This is a genomic window from Agrococcus sp. GW821-FHT14H11 (genome assembly GCF_058803545.1).
This window is the reverse complement of the sequence record NZ_JBXAPA010000009.1, coordinates 101,451-118,914: the sequence shown is the minus strand read 5'-3', so window position 1 is coordinate 118,914 and position 17,464 is coordinate 101,451. Positions and strand designations below refer to the sequence as shown.

The following is a 17,464-nucleotide window of genomic DNA, read 5'->3' as shown; positions in this document are numbered from 1 at the left end:
GCTAGCTAGAGGGCGGAGCCGATGCCGAGGAGGAAGTTGACCCAGGCGACTCCGGCGCCGGCGAGGGCGCCGGCGCCGACGGCGCCCCACAGGCCGATGCGGGCCTTGGTGGCGGCCTGGTAGTTGCCGTGCGCGGAGGCGATGGCCCACACGGTCGCGCAGATGATGAGCATGAGCACGGCGATGATGAGCACGAACATCAGCAGGGCGCCGACGATAGAGCGCAGCTCGGCGGCGCCGCCGACGCCGCCGAAGTCGGGGAACACGTCCATCACGCGCCCCCGGCGGTGCAGGTCGCCAGGATATTGTCGCCGGCGGTGATGCCTTCCGCGCCGTGGTCGGTGAGCCAGGCGTCCGCGTCGACCGCGGGCTGTCCTTGCCCGCCGGGCCGTATCTCGAAGTGCAGGTGAGCGCCGGTCGAACGCCCCGAGGAGCCGACATCGGCGATGTGCTGGCCTGCGGCGACGCTCTGCCCTGCGGTGACGTGGATGCCGTGCTGCCACATGTGCGCGTAGTACGACGCGACCCGCTGCCCGCCGACGGTGTGCTCGATGATGATGAGGCCGCCGTATCCGCCGGAGAACTCCGCCAGCACGACCAGGCCGTCTGCGACCGCGAAGATCGGGGTGCCGTCCGCGGCGCCGTAGTCGCTGCCGGAGTGGAACGCCCGCTCCCCGGTGAACGGGTCGGTGCGCCACCCGAACGGACTGGTCCGCACCCATGTCCCTTCCGGGAGCGGGACGACGATGCGGGTGGTCTCCGGCACCACCGGCGCGCCGCCGCCGCTTCCGGGTGCGGGGCGGGTGAGGGCGGTGAGGATCGCTTCGGCGACGGGCTGGTAGTTCTGGTACCTGTCCGGGTACGCCGAGACCTCGACCGCTTGGGCGGCCTCGCCGGGGTCCATCTGCTGCCAGCCGGGGATGTCCAGCAGCCCGCGCGGGCTCGGGTAGTTCGGCCCCGTGGGTCCGCCGTAGAACGCGCGCGCCTGGTAGGTCGGGTCCATCAGCTCGGCGACGGTGCCCCACCCCGCCTGCGGGCGCATCTGGAACAGTCCGAGGCTGTCGTGATCCGAGCCGTCGCCGTCGTTCGGGTAGTCCGCGGACTCGGGGTAGGCGCCCGTGTTGGCGAGCATCCGCAGGCTCGATTCGGTGAGGGCGGCCATGAGCGCGATGACCACGCCGGGCCGGCCGACACCATTGGTCTGCCCGCCGACCGTGATGATCGTGGCGGCGTGGGTGAGCTGGGTCCGGTTCAGGGTGATCGTCTGCCCGTTGCGGGTGGTCGCGGTCAGCGTGTCCGGGATCGGCCCGACGTGCAGCGAGCCGGGCACGCAGGCGGCGGTCGCCGCCGGGTTCAGCAGCACGCCGACGCCGATCAGGACGACCGAGGGGCCGAAGAACACCAGCGCCATGGCCAGGATGAGCAGCTTCTTCACCACGTCGACCACCCCGTCTCAGCGCAGCGGATTGTCGAGCTGGGAGAGCCGCAGCAGCTCGCACATCCCCGGCCCGCCGCGGCCGGGGGTCGGGGGCGTCCAGACGATGAACACGGTGAACGCGACCGGACGGGACGCGGAGACGGGATCGGTGCGCCAGATGCCCTCGCGGTGCCGGGTGCCCTCGATCGTGTACGCGAGGGTCCCGGCGGGAATCTGACCGGGCGCAGCCTGCGCCACAGCGGTCTCCCACGCCTCGGGGATCACGACGGTGTCGATGGTGAGCCACTGACGGGTCTGGTACTGCCGGAGCTGCGCCCACGCCTGAGCGGTCGGCAGGTACGCGCGCACGTCACCCGCCAGCGCGTCGGCCTCCGCGCCGGAGGCCACGTCCGCGAGCATCTGCGCGTAGTCGGACGCCCCATACCCGGAGGCGGTGTTCCAGGTGAACAGCGCCGCCGCCACGTTCCGGGCGAATGCCTCCGGGCTGCCGGTCACCGGCACCGGCGCGGGCTCGGAACCCGCCGGTGCGCCGGGAGTCGCGGGCTCGGACGAGGACGGCCGCTGGCTCGGGTGAGGGTCCGGGGCGGCCGGGCCGCGAACGAGCCCGTAGATACCGACGCCGACGAGGATCAACATGGCAAGGCCGCCGGCGACGGCAGCGATCAGCAGACGGCGACGGCGACGATCAGCAGCGGGGTCCATGCGCAGGGTCCTCCCAAACGGGCCGACAGAAGGGGTCGTCAGCAAGGAGCGCACCCGACGCACGAGGGGCTCAGGCGGTGCGGCGCTCCGCGTCGCCCCGCGCGGTGCGGGCGGCGTCCGCGAACGCGACGCTGCCGGCGACCGTGGCCTCGAAGCGGTCCCATTGCTCATCGGTGAGCGCGGGGCCGACCTCGGCGGGGTCGTAGTGCTCCCACCACAAGTCCAGGTCGTCCCAGGTCAGCGTGAACGCCCGCAGGCTCCGCCGCTCCCACGCCCCCGGCAGCGGCGTCGGCTTCGCCCTCGGCTTCTTCTTCCCCGTGGCGCGGACACGGGCCAGCGCCTCGGCGGCGAGACGTTCCAGCTCGACCGCGCGGAGCGCGGACTCCTCCGCGGCCCGCAGCCGGGCTGCGGCGTGTTCGGCCTGCTCCCGCGCCGAGGCGGTCGCCTCGGGATCGGCGGCGATCCGGTCGAGCTCGGCCAGCGAGAGCTCCGCGCGGGTGCGCTGATGCGCGGCGGTGATCGACCCGCCGGCATCGACCTGCTCCAGCTCGGCGACGACGCGTTCCTTTACGCTCGCGGGCTGGGTCTCATCGGCGACCAGACGCTGGAGTTCGCTGATGCGTTCCAGGCTGGTGTAGGAGTTGCGGCCGGTGACCATGCGCGCGGCCTGAGCCCGAGCCTCCCCGCTGGTCGTGTCCGGTGACGGTGCCGCCACGGTGGCGGCACCGTGCGACCGGGGATTCTCCGTGCCAGCGGTGAACCGGGACGCCTCCTGTCGGCGGGCGGCGTCTTCGGCGAGGAGGATCTTCAGCTCGCGGTAGAGGGTGGCCTGTTCGGTCTGGGTGAGGGGCTTGTGCAGAGCGTTGTCATCCTGCTCGGCGAGGAGCTGCCCGAGCCGGTCTGTGATGCCCGATCGCACCCACACGTTCGCGGTTTTCCATCCCAGCTTGCGCATCGCCGCCAGGCGCCGCAGCCCGCAGACCAGCACCCCGTCCGGGGTGATCGTGATGGGTTGCAGCAGTCCTTCGCGCTCGATGGACGCGGCCAGGGCGTCGATGTCGCCCAGATCCTCGCGGTGGCGGCGGCCCACGTGGATCGAGTCGAGGGCGCGTTCCAGCTCGATATGCCCTGGTCGGCTACTCACGGTCCCTCCCCGGATCGCACGGAGCGGTCAGCACCACCTCGGCCAGCAGGGTCTCGTCGGCCAGCAGGGATCGCAGCGGCTCGCCGATCAGCAGCCGCAGCAGCACGCCCCGCCCCGCGACGGTGTGCGCGTGGTCGGGGTCGGGGTTGCCGAGGATCACGCGCAGCATGGCCAGCCACGACTTGCTGGGGATATCCAGCAGGGCGCGGGCGTGGTAGTCGCGGCGCAGCGCCTCGAACGCCGAACCCCGCGACGACGCCTCCGCCAGCCGACCGCACACGTACTCCACCCCGCCGCGCGCCGTGTGCGGCGGCCAGCCCAGGAGAGTGAACAAGGCGATCGTGTCCTCGACCGCCGACTCCACGCCGGTCGAGCCCTCCGACGTCGTGGGCTCGGGCTCGTCGTCGGTGTCGAACGGGTCGACCTGGAAGGCGGGGTGGTAGTCGGTCAGCAGGTTCTCTCGGTCGGAGAACCGTTGTGCGTCGTGGAAGTCGGAGAACCGGGGACGGCGGGCCTGGTGGACCGAGCACAGCATCCCGTTCGCTTTCGCCTCGGCGATGCAGGTGACCTGCACGGCGCGGGTGACCATCGCCCACGGGTCCAGTGCCCGCCGGGTGGAGGGGTTGCGCATCGCGTCGAACGCCGCCGCAGCCGCCTCCCACGGGTCCAACCCGTACTTCCGTGCGAGCGCCGCGTACTTCTCGGCGGCGTGCCGCATCAGCATGGCGGCCTCGGGGTCATCCCGCCACGCACCCCGCCCTGATTCGTGCAGGCGGGTGAGCAGGGCGCGCAGCCCTTCGGAGTCCTCGAACCCGGATTGTCCCGTCTTCTCCGGTTGACGCATGACGGCACCTCCCGGCAGGAAGGAGCGCATGCGGCCCACAGCACCCATCGCGGTGATGCTGTGGACGCCCATCGTCAGCTCATCCCAGTCCGATCCCGGAGCGGGACACCCAGGAGTACGAGTGGCCGCCGCCGCGGCCGAAGTCCGACACCGGCGGGAGCCGGCGGGCACGCTCGCTCACGAACCGTGTCCCCGCACGCACGCCGCGGTGACCGGCGTGGATGACCTGGCCGGGTGCCCGGCGGGCGCGGCGGGCCAGCTCGGCCTCGAAGTCGATCCCGCGCCCGGCGATCCGCGCCGACCGTGACGCGATCAGCTCGGAGGGCCGCACCCACTCCACCCCCGGACGCTTCTTCGCCTCGTCCTTCGCCGCTTCCGCTGTCTTCTTGGTGAGGGACGAATCGCGGTGCCGGGCCAGCGCCGAGACCTCCCCGGCCTCGGCCTGCGAGGTCCGCGCCTCGGCAGGCTCCTCCTCGCGTCGCGCCCGCATCACGCGCCGGGGCATGGTGGTCTCGTTCATGCGGCCAGCTCCTTCGGCATCTCCTCTTGCCCGTCAGGAGCACCCGGCTCCACCGCGGGCTTGGGGAACCAGCGGCCGACCGTGGACGGGGCGACCCCAAGGTGCCGGGCGATCTTCTTGTTCGACCAGCCCTCCTCCCGCAACCGAGCCGCGACTGCACGCCGCCCCGCACGCTCAGGTGCCGTACCGGGCTCATCGACCACGCCTGCGGTGTCCTCGACCCGCTCGGCGATGAGCGAGTCGGCGCGGTGGGAGCGAACCAGGACGACGGTCAGATGCGTGCTCGCCAGCAGCACCAGCGGCGGCACCGCCGCCACACAGGCGGCCAGGATGGCGGGCACGTCCGCGTCGGCCGCGACAACCGCGTGCAGCGCGTTCGCGGTGACCGACACCAAGGCCCCGCCGGCCAGCAGCAGCCACGGATACCACGCGCCGCGCCGCCCGGCGAGAGCGACCACCGCGACGGTTGCGACGACGATCAGCCCATCCACGATCAAGGGCCACGCCCACGCCTGCCCGGCCTCGATACCGGAACGGCGCGCGAGGTCAGCCAGGGCGGTGAACGACAGCCAGAACGCGCCCGCGGCGATGAACACCGTCCCGGCGACCGCAGTGACCACGGCCAGCCGCCCGCCACGAGTCCGGAGCGCGCCGGGGTTCACGAGAGCATCTGGCTTTCGACCCGCGCCACGCGGTATTGCGCTTCACCCTGCCCGCCACCAGACCGAGCGGGCTGGGCGTAGGTGGCGCGGTAGGCCGAGCGGATCGTCACGACCACCTCCTGCGGGGGCAGGCCCGCGCGTTCGGCCGCCGGCCCCAGCGCCCCGTGGGTGGCCTCCGGGGACGCGCCGGCCTCGGCCATTCGGCACGCCGCCCAGAACAGGCCCCGGTTGCGTTCGCCCTCCGCGCGGGCGGCGACCCACCCGGCCAGCCGCTGCGCGTCCGCCGGAGCGTTGACATCGCGCCGGTACGGGACAGGAGCAGGGCGTGGAGCGATCAGGTCCCGCAGCGCCGCCGCGTCCACCGGCGACGCCTGCCCTCGCGGCCTGCCGATCAGCGCATACGGGGCGCGCAGATCATCCACCACCTCGACCACGGAGGGCGGCACGATGACGTAGCCGCCGGTGCCACGGAAGTCCACATGCGCCTTCGCCGCCTCCCACGAGGGTTGTCGCCGGTCGGGGTCGGCCGGGTAGTAGGCGTGCATCCCGCCGGACGGGGTGCGCACCAGCGCCAGCCACCCGTCAACCAGCCCGGCACGCCGGGCGCGCTCGAACGCGCCGAACCCGGAGCCGGCCGGCTTCCGGTCGACATCGACGACCTCGACCCCGGAGGCGTTGCCGGTCGGCACGCCGATGTTCGCCGCCGGCATCCACCGCCACCACGACCTAATCCGACGCAGGCTCGTCGTCGCCTCGTGGAACCCCTCATGCGTCAACGGGCTCTTGCCGCCCGGCACGCACGGGAACACCGGCACACCCGCCTCGGCCAACCGCGCCGCAGCATCCGGCAGCCGCAGACCCGCCCCGAACAGAGCGGCCGGGTCCATCACAGGCTCCTCGCCATGCGCTCGGCGGGGTGCGACCGGCGAGGCAGCTCCGCAACCGGCGCCACCGCGCGGGCTGGACGCTCCTGCGTGTGCGCTTCACGCACCAGGCCCGGCGGGTCACCGGAGCCGACCTGCACCGTGGGCAGGGCGTCGAGGATGGAGCCGGCGACCTTGCGGACACGCTCGCCGGTCTCCTGCACCACCTCGACCGGGGTCTTGTCCTTGACCGAGCTCGCCCACTCCGAGACGTACAACGCTGACGGCGCGGTGGTATCCATGCCGTGCGCGGCGGCGACCATGACCGCCACCGACTCCGCCTCCACCTCGCGGATGCCGCGATGCCGGGCCGCGTCCGCGTTGTCCGGGCCGTGCATCCGCACATGCGCCAGCTCGTGCACTAGCGTCTCGACCTGCTCCGCTGGGGAGAAGTCCTCCCGCACCGACACCACGCGGGTCCCATAGTGGGTGAGCCCGTCCGCGCCCTGGATCGTGTCGGCGTCCGGCACGCGGGCTACCGCGAACCCCTCGGCCTCGATCAGCGCCGCCAGCCCGTCCCACAGTCCCTCGGGTGCCTCGCCGCTCATGGGTGCGACCTTCGGGCGCTCGGGGATCGGATCGCCTGTGGTCTGCGAGACATCCCACACGTAGGCGGGCTTCGCGCCGACCATGCGTGAGCGCACCACCTCGCCGGGCTTCGGCTTCTCGAAGCGGTGCAGCCGCCGCCACGAACCGGGGTCCTGCGGGCTCGAGGACGCGAACCGTCCCGTCACCGGGGCGAAGATCATGTACCCCGGCTGCCCCTTCGCCACCTGACGGCCCAGCGCCTGCAATTGCCTGTACCCGGCCACATACGACGGCTCGGGACCGGGCACCCGGCCCTGCTCGAACGCCTCCTCGTGCTGGGCAAAGATCAGCAGCGTGTTCCTGAACGACCGCGCCCGGAACCTCGCCGCGAACTCCAAAGCCCGCCGCCAGTCATCCCCGGACACCAGCGCCTCAACGGCATCAGTCAGGCGCTCGTGCAATGCATCGAGCTTCGCATCCCGCGCCGCCCTTACCTCGTCATCCGTCGCCACTTCGACCTCCTCCCGATGGAGGCTTGCGGCATGTTCCGCTAGCCCTTGTGACCATGAGGTGCGTCGGGCGGATCGAGGAGCGACGGACGGGGGAACGGGTGTGGCGACCGTCAGGCTCCGCGATGAACCCGGTGAGTCCTTACCGGACTACCTGCCTCACAGCCGACTGTCGAGAAGCAGCGGGCGAGCTTGCTTCACGCGGCGACAAACTCGCAACACCCGGCGAGCTGTGGGGCCGTCCTACCCGAGTCGCTCAGCGGCAACATTGCTGCTGGGGCTGTAGGGGTGCGGCGTTAGTCGATACTGCGACGGCGTGATCCCGTATCGTCGACGAAACCACTCGGATGCCACCCGCGGATCATCCCAGCCCACCTCGCTTGCGGCGCGTGTCACAGAAAGATCCGTTTCTTCGAGCAGCCTTGTGAATTCGGTCAGTCGTACCTCGGTGAGAAATCGCATCGGGGCGATGCCGGCGTGGGTGACGAACAAGCGTGTGAGGTGCGCTCGTGACAGCGCAACGGTTTTCGCAAGTTCCGTGACCGTCCACGGCTCCGTCATTTGTTCCCGGAGCAGGTGTACGGCTCGCCCGACGTACCCGACCGCGGTGGGGTCGGTGAGGCGACCTTTGATCGGCGTACAGATCGGAGAGACAGTCTGCTCCTCAGTCGTGGAGTCGAGGAGGGCAGGAAGGACGATGCTCACCCAGCGGGCGAACAGCTCGACTGTGCGCGTGGCTACGACCTCTGGTGATGGGTTGTCGCTGCGTAGCACGCTCATCTGACGCCAGAGCGGCTCGACCTGCCGCAACACCTGGACGCCGGGATGGACGGTGATCGGACCGCCGTCCCACTCGCGCGGATGTAGGCCCGAGCGTACTCGGCGCTCGTCCGGTAGAAACCAGCTCATCTGTGCCCGGAGGAACTGCTCGTCGGCGTAGATGGTCCACAGGTGCGCCTTGGGTTGAGGAAGCAACCGACACCACAATCCTTGCCCCAGGGCGAGGGACATTCCCGGTTTCAGTCGATGCGTTCCGTGCTCAGTCTCGACTTGGGCAGCGCCGGCCATGACATGCATGATCTTTGCGTGAGCGAACATGGCACGACTGGTTGGCAAAGTCCGTACCGTCTCGACCGCCGCCAGCATTGCGGAGGCATGTTCAGAAGTGCGTTCATCGCTTACCGCCGAGCTAGCGAGAGGGCGCGACCGGCGCGCACTCCCTGCGTTAGCTCGTCCGGGCGCGGCCATCACTCAGCGACCGGTCGCTTCCCAGAGCGTGGCCCACTGAGTGGCGTCGAGGTCGCGGGGCAGACTCCGCTGGTCGACGTTCGCCTCTGCGAGGGCTCGGCGGGTGTCTACGGCGTTCAGGCGCGTGGCACCCTGGATGATCCGCTCCATCTTGCCCCCACGGCCCGTGAACACCGCCTGGACGAACCGTTCGTACGTGGCTCGTTCGGATGACGGCACCAGCGGCCATCCGCGGCGGCTGATCCCGAGGATTCCGCCGTCAACGCTGGGGCGCGGACGAAAACACCAGGAGGGGACGCGGTCGTGGAGGGTGAATGTGAACCAGGGTGCCGTCTGCGCGGTCATCATGGTGCTCCCGCCGACGCCCGCGCGTTTGCGTGCGACCTCCCACTGGGTCAGGAGAAAGGTCTGCTGCCATGTTCCTTTGGTGAGGAGCCGACGCAGAATCGGGGTGGTGATGTGGAAGGGGATGTTGCCGACGATCACGGGAGCCGTGAGTGGATGGCGCAGGACGTCGGCCCGCTCGATCCGAGCCGTGGGCAGCAACCGTTGCAGTCGGGCGACGCGGTGTTCATCGATGTCGATCGCGGTCAGCGGTCGACCTAGCTCGATCAACGAGCGCGTGAGGGCGCCGTCTCCGGCGCCGATTTCGAGGATCGGGCCGTTGGTCGCGGCGACCAGCCCGACGATGCGGTCGATGGTGGGACGGTGGGTGAGGAAGTTTTGGCCGAGTTCGTGTCGGCCACCATGAGAAGAACGAGGCATGAGCGCGCTCCAAGACAAGCAAGGGTGGGAGCGCCTCGAAGGCAGAGCTGATCGTGAAGGGCAGGAGTTGCGCAGAGATCGCCGCTCCGAGGCGCAAAGGACTCGGATGGACGACGCGCTTACGTGCTTGAGGAAGCGAGCGCGCCGTCAGGCGCGGCGAACGCGAATCGTGAAGGTGTACGCGCCGAAGAAGGCGCAAACTGACATACTCACGCGGTTGATCTTAGCAGTCGAGTCCGTCCTCCCTTGCCCCAGCAGGACTGGAGTTGTGAGTTGGACAGCGTGCTCCGTTGGGAAACGCGTGCTTGCGTAGACGAACTTCGCGTCGGTGGGACGGTTCACCGTGCTACAAGTCGTGCCGTCGCGCGCCGGCCGATAGGGCCGATGGGTAGCAGTGCTATTGCGGACGTAGACGTCGCGCTGGGGCAAGCAGTTCGCGTGCCGCCGCGAACCAGTGATCAACGACCGCTTCGATAGTGTCGTCGACTGGGTCGAGCGCGCGAATCGCGCCGTGATAGATCGCCACGAGAACCTCCGCGCGAAGATCAAGCGTGTCGAGTTCGTCGATGCCCAGCCGCCGCCGGAACGCGCTTCTCATCTCGACGAGCAACTGCTCGTAGCGCAGCGAGAGGTAGTGCTCGACCGCGCTGCTCTCTCGCACGCTCTGACGGATTGCCTGACGTCGTCGGTCGAGGTCCGATGTCTCCACGGCAAGCGCCTGCCGGATCACCCAGTGAAGGGCTTCGAGTGGATCGAGGTCATCGGGCGCGGTCTCGATGAAGGAGTCGATCCGGTACGCCCTGTCGTCGGCGAAGAGGGTGTGCTCCTTGGTGGGGAAGTACCGGAAGAAGGTGCGCTGTGAGACGCCCGCGCGATGCACGATGTCCGCGATGGTGGTGTCCTCGTAGCCGCGTTGCTCATACAGGTCGATCGCAGCTGTCTGGATCGCGGTGCGTGTCTGGCGCTTGTTCCGCTCGCGTTTGCCCGGCGGCATGTCGACGAGCTGTGTGCCCTGATCCTTCATTGCCGTAAGTGTAACCACGCGCGATGGTCGCCTGGAGTCGTCACCGACTGTTCACCGCTTGTAAATCTGGCATATGTGCCAGATTGCTAGCGTGCCACTGTGCTTCTTCGTGACACCCCCACACCCCCCAACTGGCGCCCAGTGTCAGCGCGGCCAGATCGTCCCGGAAATCCGACGCTGTTTCGCGCTGCGGCGCTCACGCTCGCGACCACGCAAGAGTACGCGGCCTGCCCTGTGGAGCTCACTTGGCTCGACTTGCGCTCAACTGCCGAGGTGGTCGCTGACCGCTTTGACGACTTGCCACAGGGCTGGGTCCACTGCCATGTGCCGATGGCCGAGCCGGAGGACATATCCGACGCGGAGATGCGCCGTCATGTTGAGCGGTACATGAACGGTGAGGCGACACCCGGCGAGGGATACGTCGACATGCTCGACACCGCAGCAGTGGGAATCGCCGCTGCCCTCCGAGCCCTCGCGAAGATTGATGGTGCGATTGCCGTTACCTGCCAGGGTGGACGCGACCGCACAGGCGTGCTCGTCGCGCTGATTCTCAGCCTCCTCGACACACCCCGCGAATGGATCGTCGCCGACTATCTGCGCACCAATGACGACCTCGACGAGAACCTTCGTCGTCAGCCTCCGCGGGCCATGTACGGCGCAGTCGGTCTCGACCTCACCTGCCACGCTGCCCCGATGGAGCAGATGCTCGATCACCTCGCAGAGCTGGGTGGGGCGCGCGCGTATCTGAGCCGCCGCATGACGTCGCGCGAGGTCGACGAGGTCGCGCTCGCCCTGACTGATCGAATTTCTAAGGCACGCCCCTCAGCATCTACTCCCAAAACGCTCACAACTGATCACGAAGAAAGGTCCTCATCATGACCCGCCGCGGCTCTCCTCGTACCGCCTCCCGTTCGCTCCTGAGTCTCATGCTCGTCGCCACTCTTGCGCTGGGTGTCACGTCCTGCGCGGCAGGTCCGGACTCCGAGCAGCCCACCGCCGGCGGGCTACTGACGATCGGGCTCGACGCCGAGGTGCGCGATCTCGATCCCATCGACGGCGACCTCGGTCAGCAGTCCACCTTGATACTGGCCAATGCCGTCTACGAGCCACTTTTCGTCGACGGCGCGCGCGGCGCTCTCGAGCCTCGACTCGCCGAATCGCTCACGACCGATGACGGCATCGAGTGGGTGCTGCGGCTCCGTCCAGGGATCACCTTCTCCGACGGAAACCCTCTTGACGCCGAAGCTGTCGTCGCCCATATCGAACGGATCCGGGAGACAGAGTCCTCTCTCGCCGTCGCGGTTGCGGAGATCACCGGGATCGACGCGACCGAAGACCTGGTGGTCACCATCCGTCTGGCCGAGGCGAACGCCGCCTTCGACCGCTATTTCTCCCGCAATCTCGGGATGATCGCCTCGACGACCGCCACGGACGACTATGGCAATCCTCTGGGTGCCGGCGCCTTCGTGGTGAGCGCGATCGAGCCGGGCGTCTCCATCACGCTCGCTCGAAGCGAGAACTACTACGCTGAGCCTGCGTTCCTCGACGAGATCACCTTCTCGATGCTGCCTGATGCCGACTCGCGGCACCTCAGCCTCATCTCCGGAACCCTCGACCTCGCATGGGCCCAAACCCCCAACCACCTGAGCTCCGCACGCGCCGATGGCTACACGGTTTCCGTCGCGAACGCTACGACCGCGACGGCGATCTTCAATCTCCAACGGGCGCCGTTCTCTGACATCAGAGTCCGGCAGGCCATCCAGGCGGCCATCGACCGTGAGGTGCTCGCGACCCTGATCGATCAGGGAGAAGGCACAGTCGCGGCCGGCCCGCTTGTCTCGACCTCGCGCTATGGTCGCTCTGCCGAGTATCCGGCCTATGACCCGGAGCTTGCTCAACAGCTACTCGCCGACTACGGTGCTCCGGTCTCGCTGCGCTACACGATCGACCCGAGCCCGCAAGCGCTGCAACGTGCGACCGCTATCCAGCAGATGCTCGGAGAGGTCGGGATCGGGGTGGAGATCGATGCCGCCGATACCGCCACCTTGGGGTGCTCGACTCTTCGAAGGCGACTTCGACCTAATCGAGTTCGTCACGAGCGCCTACGGCGACTCCGATACGGTCTGGGCGCTCTACCGCAGCGACTCGTTCTCGAACTTCGGCGGCTACGTCCGTCCCGAACTCGACGACGTGCTGAACCAAGCGATTGAGACGATCGACGACGATGAGCGAGGGGAGTTGTATCTCATCGCGGCGCAGCTCGTCGTAGACGACGCGGCAACCCTCTTCTTCACCGAGTCACCCGCGGGCTTCGTCGCGTCGTCGGCGGTCGGCGGTATGCCGGATGTGTCTGATCGCAGTGTCATCAGCATTCTCCCGGGACTGCTCTGGGTCGCCAGGTGACCCGAGTCATCCGTCCGCTTCGTTCCATCCTCGTCCTGGTGATGGTCGGGCTGCTGGCGATGAGCCTGCCTCATCTCACCTCGGGATCGCCGGTCATCGCGGCACTTGGCGTCGATGCCACGCCCGAACAGATCGCCCGGCTGCTCGCCGGACTGGACTTGGACGACCCTCCCCACCTCCGGCTGTGGAAGTGGGGAGGGTCCGCCCTCAAAGGCGATCTAGGAACATCGTTGGTCACCGGGAGGCCGGTGGTTACCGAGATTTTCCAGCGGCTTCCCGTGACCATCGAACTACTACTCCTGGGACAGCTCGTCGCCCTCGTCATCACGATTCCGGTCGCGCTTGCCTCGGCATGGCGGGCTGGAGGGATGCTCGATCGCATCACGTCGGGCATCGCCTTTGTGCTGCTGTCCACTCCGACGTTCGTGCTCGGCACCCTCGGAATCGTCGTGTTCGCGGTCTGGTTCGGGCTGCTGCCCGCCGCGGGTTGGATTGACCCGGCGAAAGACCTCGGCGCTCATCTTCGGCACATGGTTCTCCCCGCCTTCACGGTCGGCATTGCAGAGGCCGCCGTGCTCGTGCGAGTGCTACGCGCCGACATGCTCGTGACCCTTCGCGAGCCCTACATCCTCGCCGCCCGCTCACGCGGCATGACCGCACCACGGCTGCTCCTCACGCGAGCGCTTCGCCCGTCAAGCCTGTCCACGTTGAGCCTCATCGGTCTCAGCTTCGGCGCTGTCTTCGGCGGTTCGGCGCTCATCGAGACCGTGTTCGCCATCCCCGGCATCGGACGGCTGGCCGTAGGGGCCATTGGGGGACGCGACTACCCGGTTATCGAGGCGATCATCATCTTCTCCGCGCTTGCCGTCGTACTCGCGACGCTCGGCACCGACATCCTCGCCCGACGCATCGACCCGAGGTCCCGACATGGTAACCGCTGACCTCGACCAGACGCCTTTGGCGCCGGCGTCGACTCCAGACCGCATACGGCGCGCCGGTCGACGTCTCGGACCTGTTGAGATCGGCTGTAGCGTCTACCTCGCTGCCCTCCTATTCGGAGCCGTGCTCTCACTCTTGCTCCCGCAGATCGACCCGCTCACCGCCGACTTCGCGTCCCCGTTACGACCCCCGAGCACCGATCACTGGTTCGGGACCGACTCGAACGGCCGCGATGTCTTCCACCGCACGCTCGCTGGCGCATGGTCCTCGATCACGGTCGCCGCCCTCACTCTGCTGATCGGCGGCGGGATCGGCAGTCTGCTGGGCGTCCTCGCCGGCTACGTCGGCGGCGTCATCGACGCGGTTATCTCGATGATCATCGAGTTCCTGCTCTCGCTTCCGGGCCTCATCCTCGTCATGGTAGTCGTCACCCTCCTCGGGCCCAGCTACGCCGTTATCGGCTGTCTCGTCGGCGTTCTCCTCATCGCTCCGTTCGCCAGAATCGCGCGCGCTTCCGCGATTTCGCTGCGCGACCGCCCATTCGTGCACGCCGCTCGGCTCCTCGGCGCGGGCGCGTTCCGGATCGCGGTCTTCGAAATCGCCCGCAACGTCCTGCCCTCGATAGGCGCATACTCGTTCATCGCGATCACTGCGGCGATCGCCGCAGAAGGGGCGCTCAGTTTCCTGGGCTTCGGTCTGCAGCCCCCGACTCCCTCCTGGGGCAACCTCATCGCGGAAGGACGTACGCATCTCGCCGTAGCGCCATGGATCACCATGGCCCCCGCGCTCGTTCTCTGCGCCACCATCCTTGCGCTCAACATCATCGGCGAGCGCCTCGCCTCGAAGACGGAGAGCCTCCGATGAGAGCCCAGCCAGCGCCCCTACTCGACGTCCGCGATCTGAACGTGCGGTTTCGCGACACCGGCGGAGGAGCGGCTCACGTCATTGACGGGCTCGGAATACGGGTCGGCACGGGCGAAAGCGTCGGCATAGTCGGGGAGTCAGGGTCAGGAAAGTCGGTGCTCGCTCGGACAATCATGGACCTGCACCCACCCGGCTTCCGTCCGGACGTCACCGGCTCGATCCTCTTCGATAAGAACGAGCTCATCCGAATGCCGTCCCGGACGCGCCGCCGCGAAGTGGCTGGCGCCATCTCGATGATCTTCCAGGATCCGTCCTCCTCCCTGAACCCCGTCGTCCGGATCGGCAGCCAGATTCTCGAAGGGGCACCGCGTGGCTGGTCCGGCTCGACGGGGGAGAGGCGGGCCCTCGTTCGTGAGTTGCTCGGCGATGTCGGCATCACCGACCCCGACCGCGTCGCACGCGCGTATCCCTCCGAGCTCTCAGGAGGTCAGCGACAGCGAATCGGGATCGCGATGGCGCTCGCCGGACATCCCCGGCTCCTTCTCGCCGATGAGCCGACGACCGCGCTCGACGCCTCCGTGCAGCGCCGCGTCCTCGACCTCATCGACGGACTGCGAGCTGCACGGGGTCTTGCGATGATCCACATCACTCACGATCTCGGCATCGTCGCCGGTCGCACCGACCGGATCGCGGTCATGTATGCGGGCCGCATCGTCGAGACCGGGCGCACGCGGGCCGTGCTGTCGAATCCCGCACACCCCTACACCCGCGCCCTCATCGACGTACGGCCTTCGCTGGCCCGACCGCGCCCCCTCCCGCTCCCGCAGATCGATGGCAGCGTGCCGCCTCTGGACCAGCCGCGCCCGGGATGCCCGTTCGCGCCGCGATGCGTCGTCGCCCTCGCGCGTTGCGGGCACGAACGTCCGCCCGCGGGCGTCGTCTGGGAAGGCGAGAGCCATGAAGCCGCCTGTTGGAACCCACTTGGCGGACGATCGGAGACATTACCTGGTCGCGCGACGGAGGCCGCACGATGAGCGCGTCCCTGCTGCGCGTCGCCGACCTCAACGTGCGCTACGGACGTGGCCCGACCACCGTTCACGCCGTACAGGATGTGTCGTTCGATGTGAGCGCGGGCGGCGCCGTCGGTGTCGTCGGCCAATCAGGATCGGGCAAGAGTTCCGTTGCGCGCGCCATCGTCGGCATGGCTGCCTGCACGGGTATCGTGCACTTCAACGGCGGCCCGTACCGCGCGCGCCCCGCGCCCCACGGAATCCAGATGATCTTCCAGGACCCCATAGGTTCCATCAACCCGCAACGCCCGGTGATCGACGTGGTCGGTGAACCACTCCTCATTCGCGGCGTCCGTGCGTCGGCACGGCGGGCGGCTGCGGCAGAGATGCTCGATGAGGTCCGCCTCCCACCGGCAGTCTTCGCCAACCGCCGAGCGTCCGAACTCAGCGGCGGGCAAGCTCAACGCGTCGCGATCGCGCGGGCACTTCTCGCGGAGCCCTCGCTTCTCATTGCCGACGAGCCTGTCTCCGGTCTCGATGTCTCTGTACAAGCGGGGGTAGTGAATCTCCTTCACCGTGTTCGAGTCGACCACGGCGTAGCAGTCCTCTTCATCTCGCACGATCTCGCGGTCGTCCGATCGCTGTGCGACGAGGTCCTCGTCATGCGGGAGGGGAGGATTCTCGAACACGGTCCTGTCGAGCGCGTGCTGAGCGCTCCGGAAGCCGAATACACCGGTGAACTGATCGATGCGTTTCCCGATGACGGTGACCTGTAAGCCCGTTCGACTCCCGAGAACTTGGGTGAGGCCGGACCCGGTGAGGCAGTGATGGCAGATCAGTGCCTCAATGTAGCGGTCACCTGTTCGCGTCGTTCGGCGGGGGTTGGCGCGGAGTGATGGGGCTCGCCAATGCATGTCCTCCAGGACATCCTCGGGCACGCGTCTATGAGCCGACTCGCGCCTACCTGCAGCCCGACGACCGTCATATTGCCTCCGCCGCTGAACAAGCCAACGTCTTCCGGAAGAGTTCCGCCAGCGGCAGCAAGTGTGAAACCCGCCACCTAACTCTATGGGCCCTGCGGGAGGCGACACCTCACAGTTGCGTGAGCAAGAAACGTTCGCTGGTGATGGCTTGCTGAACTGCGGCGAGAGTCTCGTCCGGCCGCTGTGTGGTCGTGTCGATGATGTGCCGCTCAAGCGCGCCCAAGTCAGCGAACTGATCCCATAGTCCGGTCACTGGTCCTTCGTCGACCAGCGCGTCCGGAGCGGTTCGTGCCTGTGCGCGCCGCAGGGCTTCATCGCGGCTGGGACGCAAGACGATGTAGTGCAACCGTGGTTTCACCGACTCGTCCGGGGCGCCGCGCGAGTCGAAGTGCGGAAGCATCCACGGCCCGATGATCCCATCAACGACTGTGATGAAGCCGCCTGCGGCGTATGTCCAGGCTGTTCGCTGGATCGCAGTCATCACCGTCTGGTTCTGCGCGTGGGCCTCCGGCAGGTAGGGAGCGATGCCGCCGGAAACGATCACGTGCCAGAAGTCATCGGTGTGCAGATGAGCGGACAACGGATACGCGGCGGCCAGGCTCCGCGCGGTCGTTGTCTTCCCCGATCCCGGCGGGCCGGTCAGGAGGATGACGTCCGCACACATGCGTTCCAGCGTAACGCCCGGGTCCCTGCCGACACTACGGAGCCGCGCTAGCGCTGTTCTGGTTCCTTTTCTGATCCCCATGTCCACACGAAGCGGCTTCGAGGCTGCCGACGGCGGCGGAGGCTCCTCTTGCCTCCCCTACGCTCGGAACCCTGCCTCTCCTCAAGCCAACTCATCGTTCCCTTCCAGCACGCCTACGCGCCGAGGGTCGTCGGCGTGGGCAAGGCGCCCACATATGACGTGGCAACGATGACCGCGCCGATGGCGGGAGAGAACGCTCCGACAATGATCCCG

Annotated in this window: 20 protein-coding genes; 7 read left to right on the top strand and 13 right to left on the bottom strand. The window is 68.4% G+C overall.

Features of this window, described 5'->3' with window-relative positions; all coding sequences use genetic code 11:
• Positions 1 to 5 precede the first annotated feature (5 nt).
• The 12 genes from AC1RNL_RS11310 to AC1RNL_RS11255 all read right to left on the bottom strand — a co-directional run bounded on the left by AC1RNL_RS11310 (position 6) and on the right by AC1RNL_RS11255 (position 10,307).
• Positions 6 to 272 (bottom strand): DUF6112 family protein, encoded by a 267-nt coding sequence (locus AC1RNL_RS11310; RefSeq protein ID WP_492935285.1) that lies wholly within the window; start codon positions 270 to 272, stop codon positions 6 to 8.
• Complete coding sequence (locus AC1RNL_RS11305; RefSeq protein ID WP_492935284.1) at positions 272 to 1,438, bottom strand: M23 family metallopeptidase; 1,167 nt, start codon at positions 1,436 to 1,438, stop codon at positions 272 to 274. Before AC1RNL_RS11305 ends, AC1RNL_RS11310 begins: the two co-directional genes overlap by 1 nt.
• A gap of 15 nt (positions 1,439 to 1,453) precedes the next feature.
• On the bottom strand, positions 1,454 to 2,140 hold the full coding sequence (locus AC1RNL_RS11300; RefSeq protein WP_492935283.1) for a hypothetical protein: 687 nt from the start codon (positions 2,138 to 2,140) through the stop codon (positions 1,454 to 1,456).
• A 70-nt stretch (positions 2,141 to 2,210) separates the two neighbouring features.
• Positions 2,211 to 3,284, bottom strand: a complete 1,074-nt coding sequence (locus AC1RNL_RS11295; RefSeq protein WP_492935282.1) for a ParB N-terminal domain-containing protein — start codon at positions 3,282 to 3,284, stop codon at positions 2,211 to 2,213.
• A complete protein-coding gene (locus tag AC1RNL_RS11290; RefSeq protein WP_492935312.1) occupies positions 3,277 to 4,128 on the bottom strand; it encodes a hypothetical protein in 852 nt (283 codons plus the stop codon). Before AC1RNL_RS11290 ends, AC1RNL_RS11295 begins: the two co-directional genes overlap by 8 nt.
• A gap of 79 nt (positions 4,129 to 4,207) precedes the next feature.
• Complete coding sequence (locus tag AC1RNL_RS11285) at positions 4,208 to 4,648, bottom strand: hypothetical protein (RefSeq protein WP_492935281.1); 441 nt, start codon at positions 4,646 to 4,648, stop codon at positions 4,208 to 4,210.
• Positions 4,645 to 5,268, bottom strand: coding sequence for a DUF2637 domain-containing protein (locus AC1RNL_RS11280; RefSeq protein ID WP_492935311.1), 624 nt, complete (start codon positions 5,266 to 5,268; stop codon positions 4,645 to 4,647). Before AC1RNL_RS11280 ends, AC1RNL_RS11285 begins: the two co-directional genes overlap by 4 nt.
• A gap of 38 nt (positions 5,269 to 5,306) precedes the next feature.
• Positions 5,307 to 6,197 (bottom strand): bifunctional DNA primase/polymerase, encoded by an 891-nt coding sequence (locus AC1RNL_RS11275; protein WP_492935280.1) that lies wholly within the window; start codon positions 6,195 to 6,197, stop codon positions 5,307 to 5,309.
• Positions 6,197 to 7,273, bottom strand: a complete 1,077-nt coding sequence (locus tag AC1RNL_RS11270; RefSeq protein WP_492935279.1) for an ImmA/IrrE family metallo-endopeptidase — start codon at positions 7,271 to 7,273, stop codon at positions 6,197 to 6,199. The genes AC1RNL_RS11275 and AC1RNL_RS11270 overlap by 1 nt, the downstream gene beginning before the upstream one ends.
• A gap of 240 nt (positions 7,274 to 7,513) precedes the next feature.
• Positions 7,514 to 8,338: a helix-turn-helix domain-containing protein gene (locus tag AC1RNL_RS11265; RefSeq protein WP_492935278.1), complete on the bottom strand. Its 825-nt coding sequence runs from the start codon at positions 8,336 to 8,338 to the stop codon at positions 7,514 to 7,516.
• Between the two features lie 183 nt (positions 8,339 to 8,521).
• Positions 8,522 to 9,283: a 23S ribosomal RNA methyltransferase Erm gene (gene erm, locus AC1RNL_RS11260; protein WP_492935277.1), complete on the bottom strand. Its 762-nt coding sequence runs from the start codon at positions 9,281 to 9,283 to the stop codon at positions 8,522 to 8,524.
• A 397-nt stretch (positions 9,284 to 9,680) separates the two neighbouring features.
• Entirely contained in the window at positions 9,681 to 10,307 is a 627-nt protein-coding gene (locus tag AC1RNL_RS11255) for a TetR/AcrR family transcriptional regulator (RefSeq protein WP_492935276.1), read from the bottom strand.
• 99 nt (positions 10,308 to 10,406) lie between these two features.
• On the opposite strand from AC1RNL_RS11255, the gene AC1RNL_RS11250 reads away from it, so the two are divergent.
• From AC1RNL_RS11250 to AC1RNL_RS11220, 7 genes are read left to right on the top strand one after another with little or no spacing between them, the layout of a single operon-like run.
• Entirely contained in the window at positions 10,407 to 11,186 is a 780-nt protein-coding gene (locus tag AC1RNL_RS11250) for a tyrosine-protein phosphatase (RefSeq protein WP_492935275.1), read from the top strand.
• 47 nt (positions 11,187 to 11,233) lie between these two features.
• Positions 11,234 to 12,517, top strand: a complete 1,284-nt coding sequence (locus AC1RNL_RS11245) for an ABC transporter substrate-binding protein (RefSeq protein ID WP_492935274.1) — start codon at positions 11,234 to 11,236, stop codon at positions 12,515 to 12,517.
• Positions 12,498 to 12,710, top strand: a complete 213-nt coding sequence (locus AC1RNL_RS11240) for a hypothetical protein (RefSeq protein WP_492935273.1) — start codon at positions 12,498 to 12,500, stop codon at positions 12,708 to 12,710. The genes AC1RNL_RS11245 and AC1RNL_RS11240 overlap by 20 nt, the downstream gene beginning before the upstream one ends.
• Entirely contained in the window at positions 12,707 to 13,651 is a 945-nt protein-coding gene (locus AC1RNL_RS11235; protein WP_492935272.1) for an ABC transporter permease, read from the top strand. Before AC1RNL_RS11240 ends, AC1RNL_RS11235 begins: the two co-directional genes overlap by 4 nt.
• Complete coding sequence (locus AC1RNL_RS11230; RefSeq protein WP_492935271.1) at positions 13,638 to 14,513, top strand: ABC transporter permease; 876 nt, start codon at positions 13,638 to 13,640, stop codon at positions 14,511 to 14,513. Before AC1RNL_RS11235 ends, AC1RNL_RS11230 begins: the two co-directional genes overlap by 14 nt.
• A complete protein-coding gene (locus tag AC1RNL_RS11225) occupies positions 14,414 to 15,547 on the top strand; it encodes an ABC transporter ATP-binding protein (RefSeq protein ID WP_492935270.1) in 1,134 nt (377 codons plus the stop codon). The genes AC1RNL_RS11230 and AC1RNL_RS11225 overlap by 100 nt, the downstream gene beginning before the upstream one ends.
• A complete protein-coding gene (locus AC1RNL_RS11220; protein WP_492935269.1) occupies positions 15,544 to 16,299 on the top strand; it encodes an ABC transporter ATP-binding protein in 756 nt (251 codons plus the stop codon). The genes AC1RNL_RS11225 and AC1RNL_RS11220 overlap by 4 nt, the downstream gene beginning before the upstream one ends.
• A 316-nt stretch (positions 16,300 to 16,615) precedes the next feature.
• Here the strand turns inward: AC1RNL_RS11220 and AC1RNL_RS11215 are convergent, their stop codons facing one another.
• Entirely contained in the window at positions 16,616 to 17,170 is a 555-nt protein-coding gene (locus tag AC1RNL_RS11215; protein ID WP_492935268.1) for an AAA family ATPase, read from the bottom strand.
• Between the last annotated feature and the right edge of the window lie 294 nt (positions 17,171 to 17,464).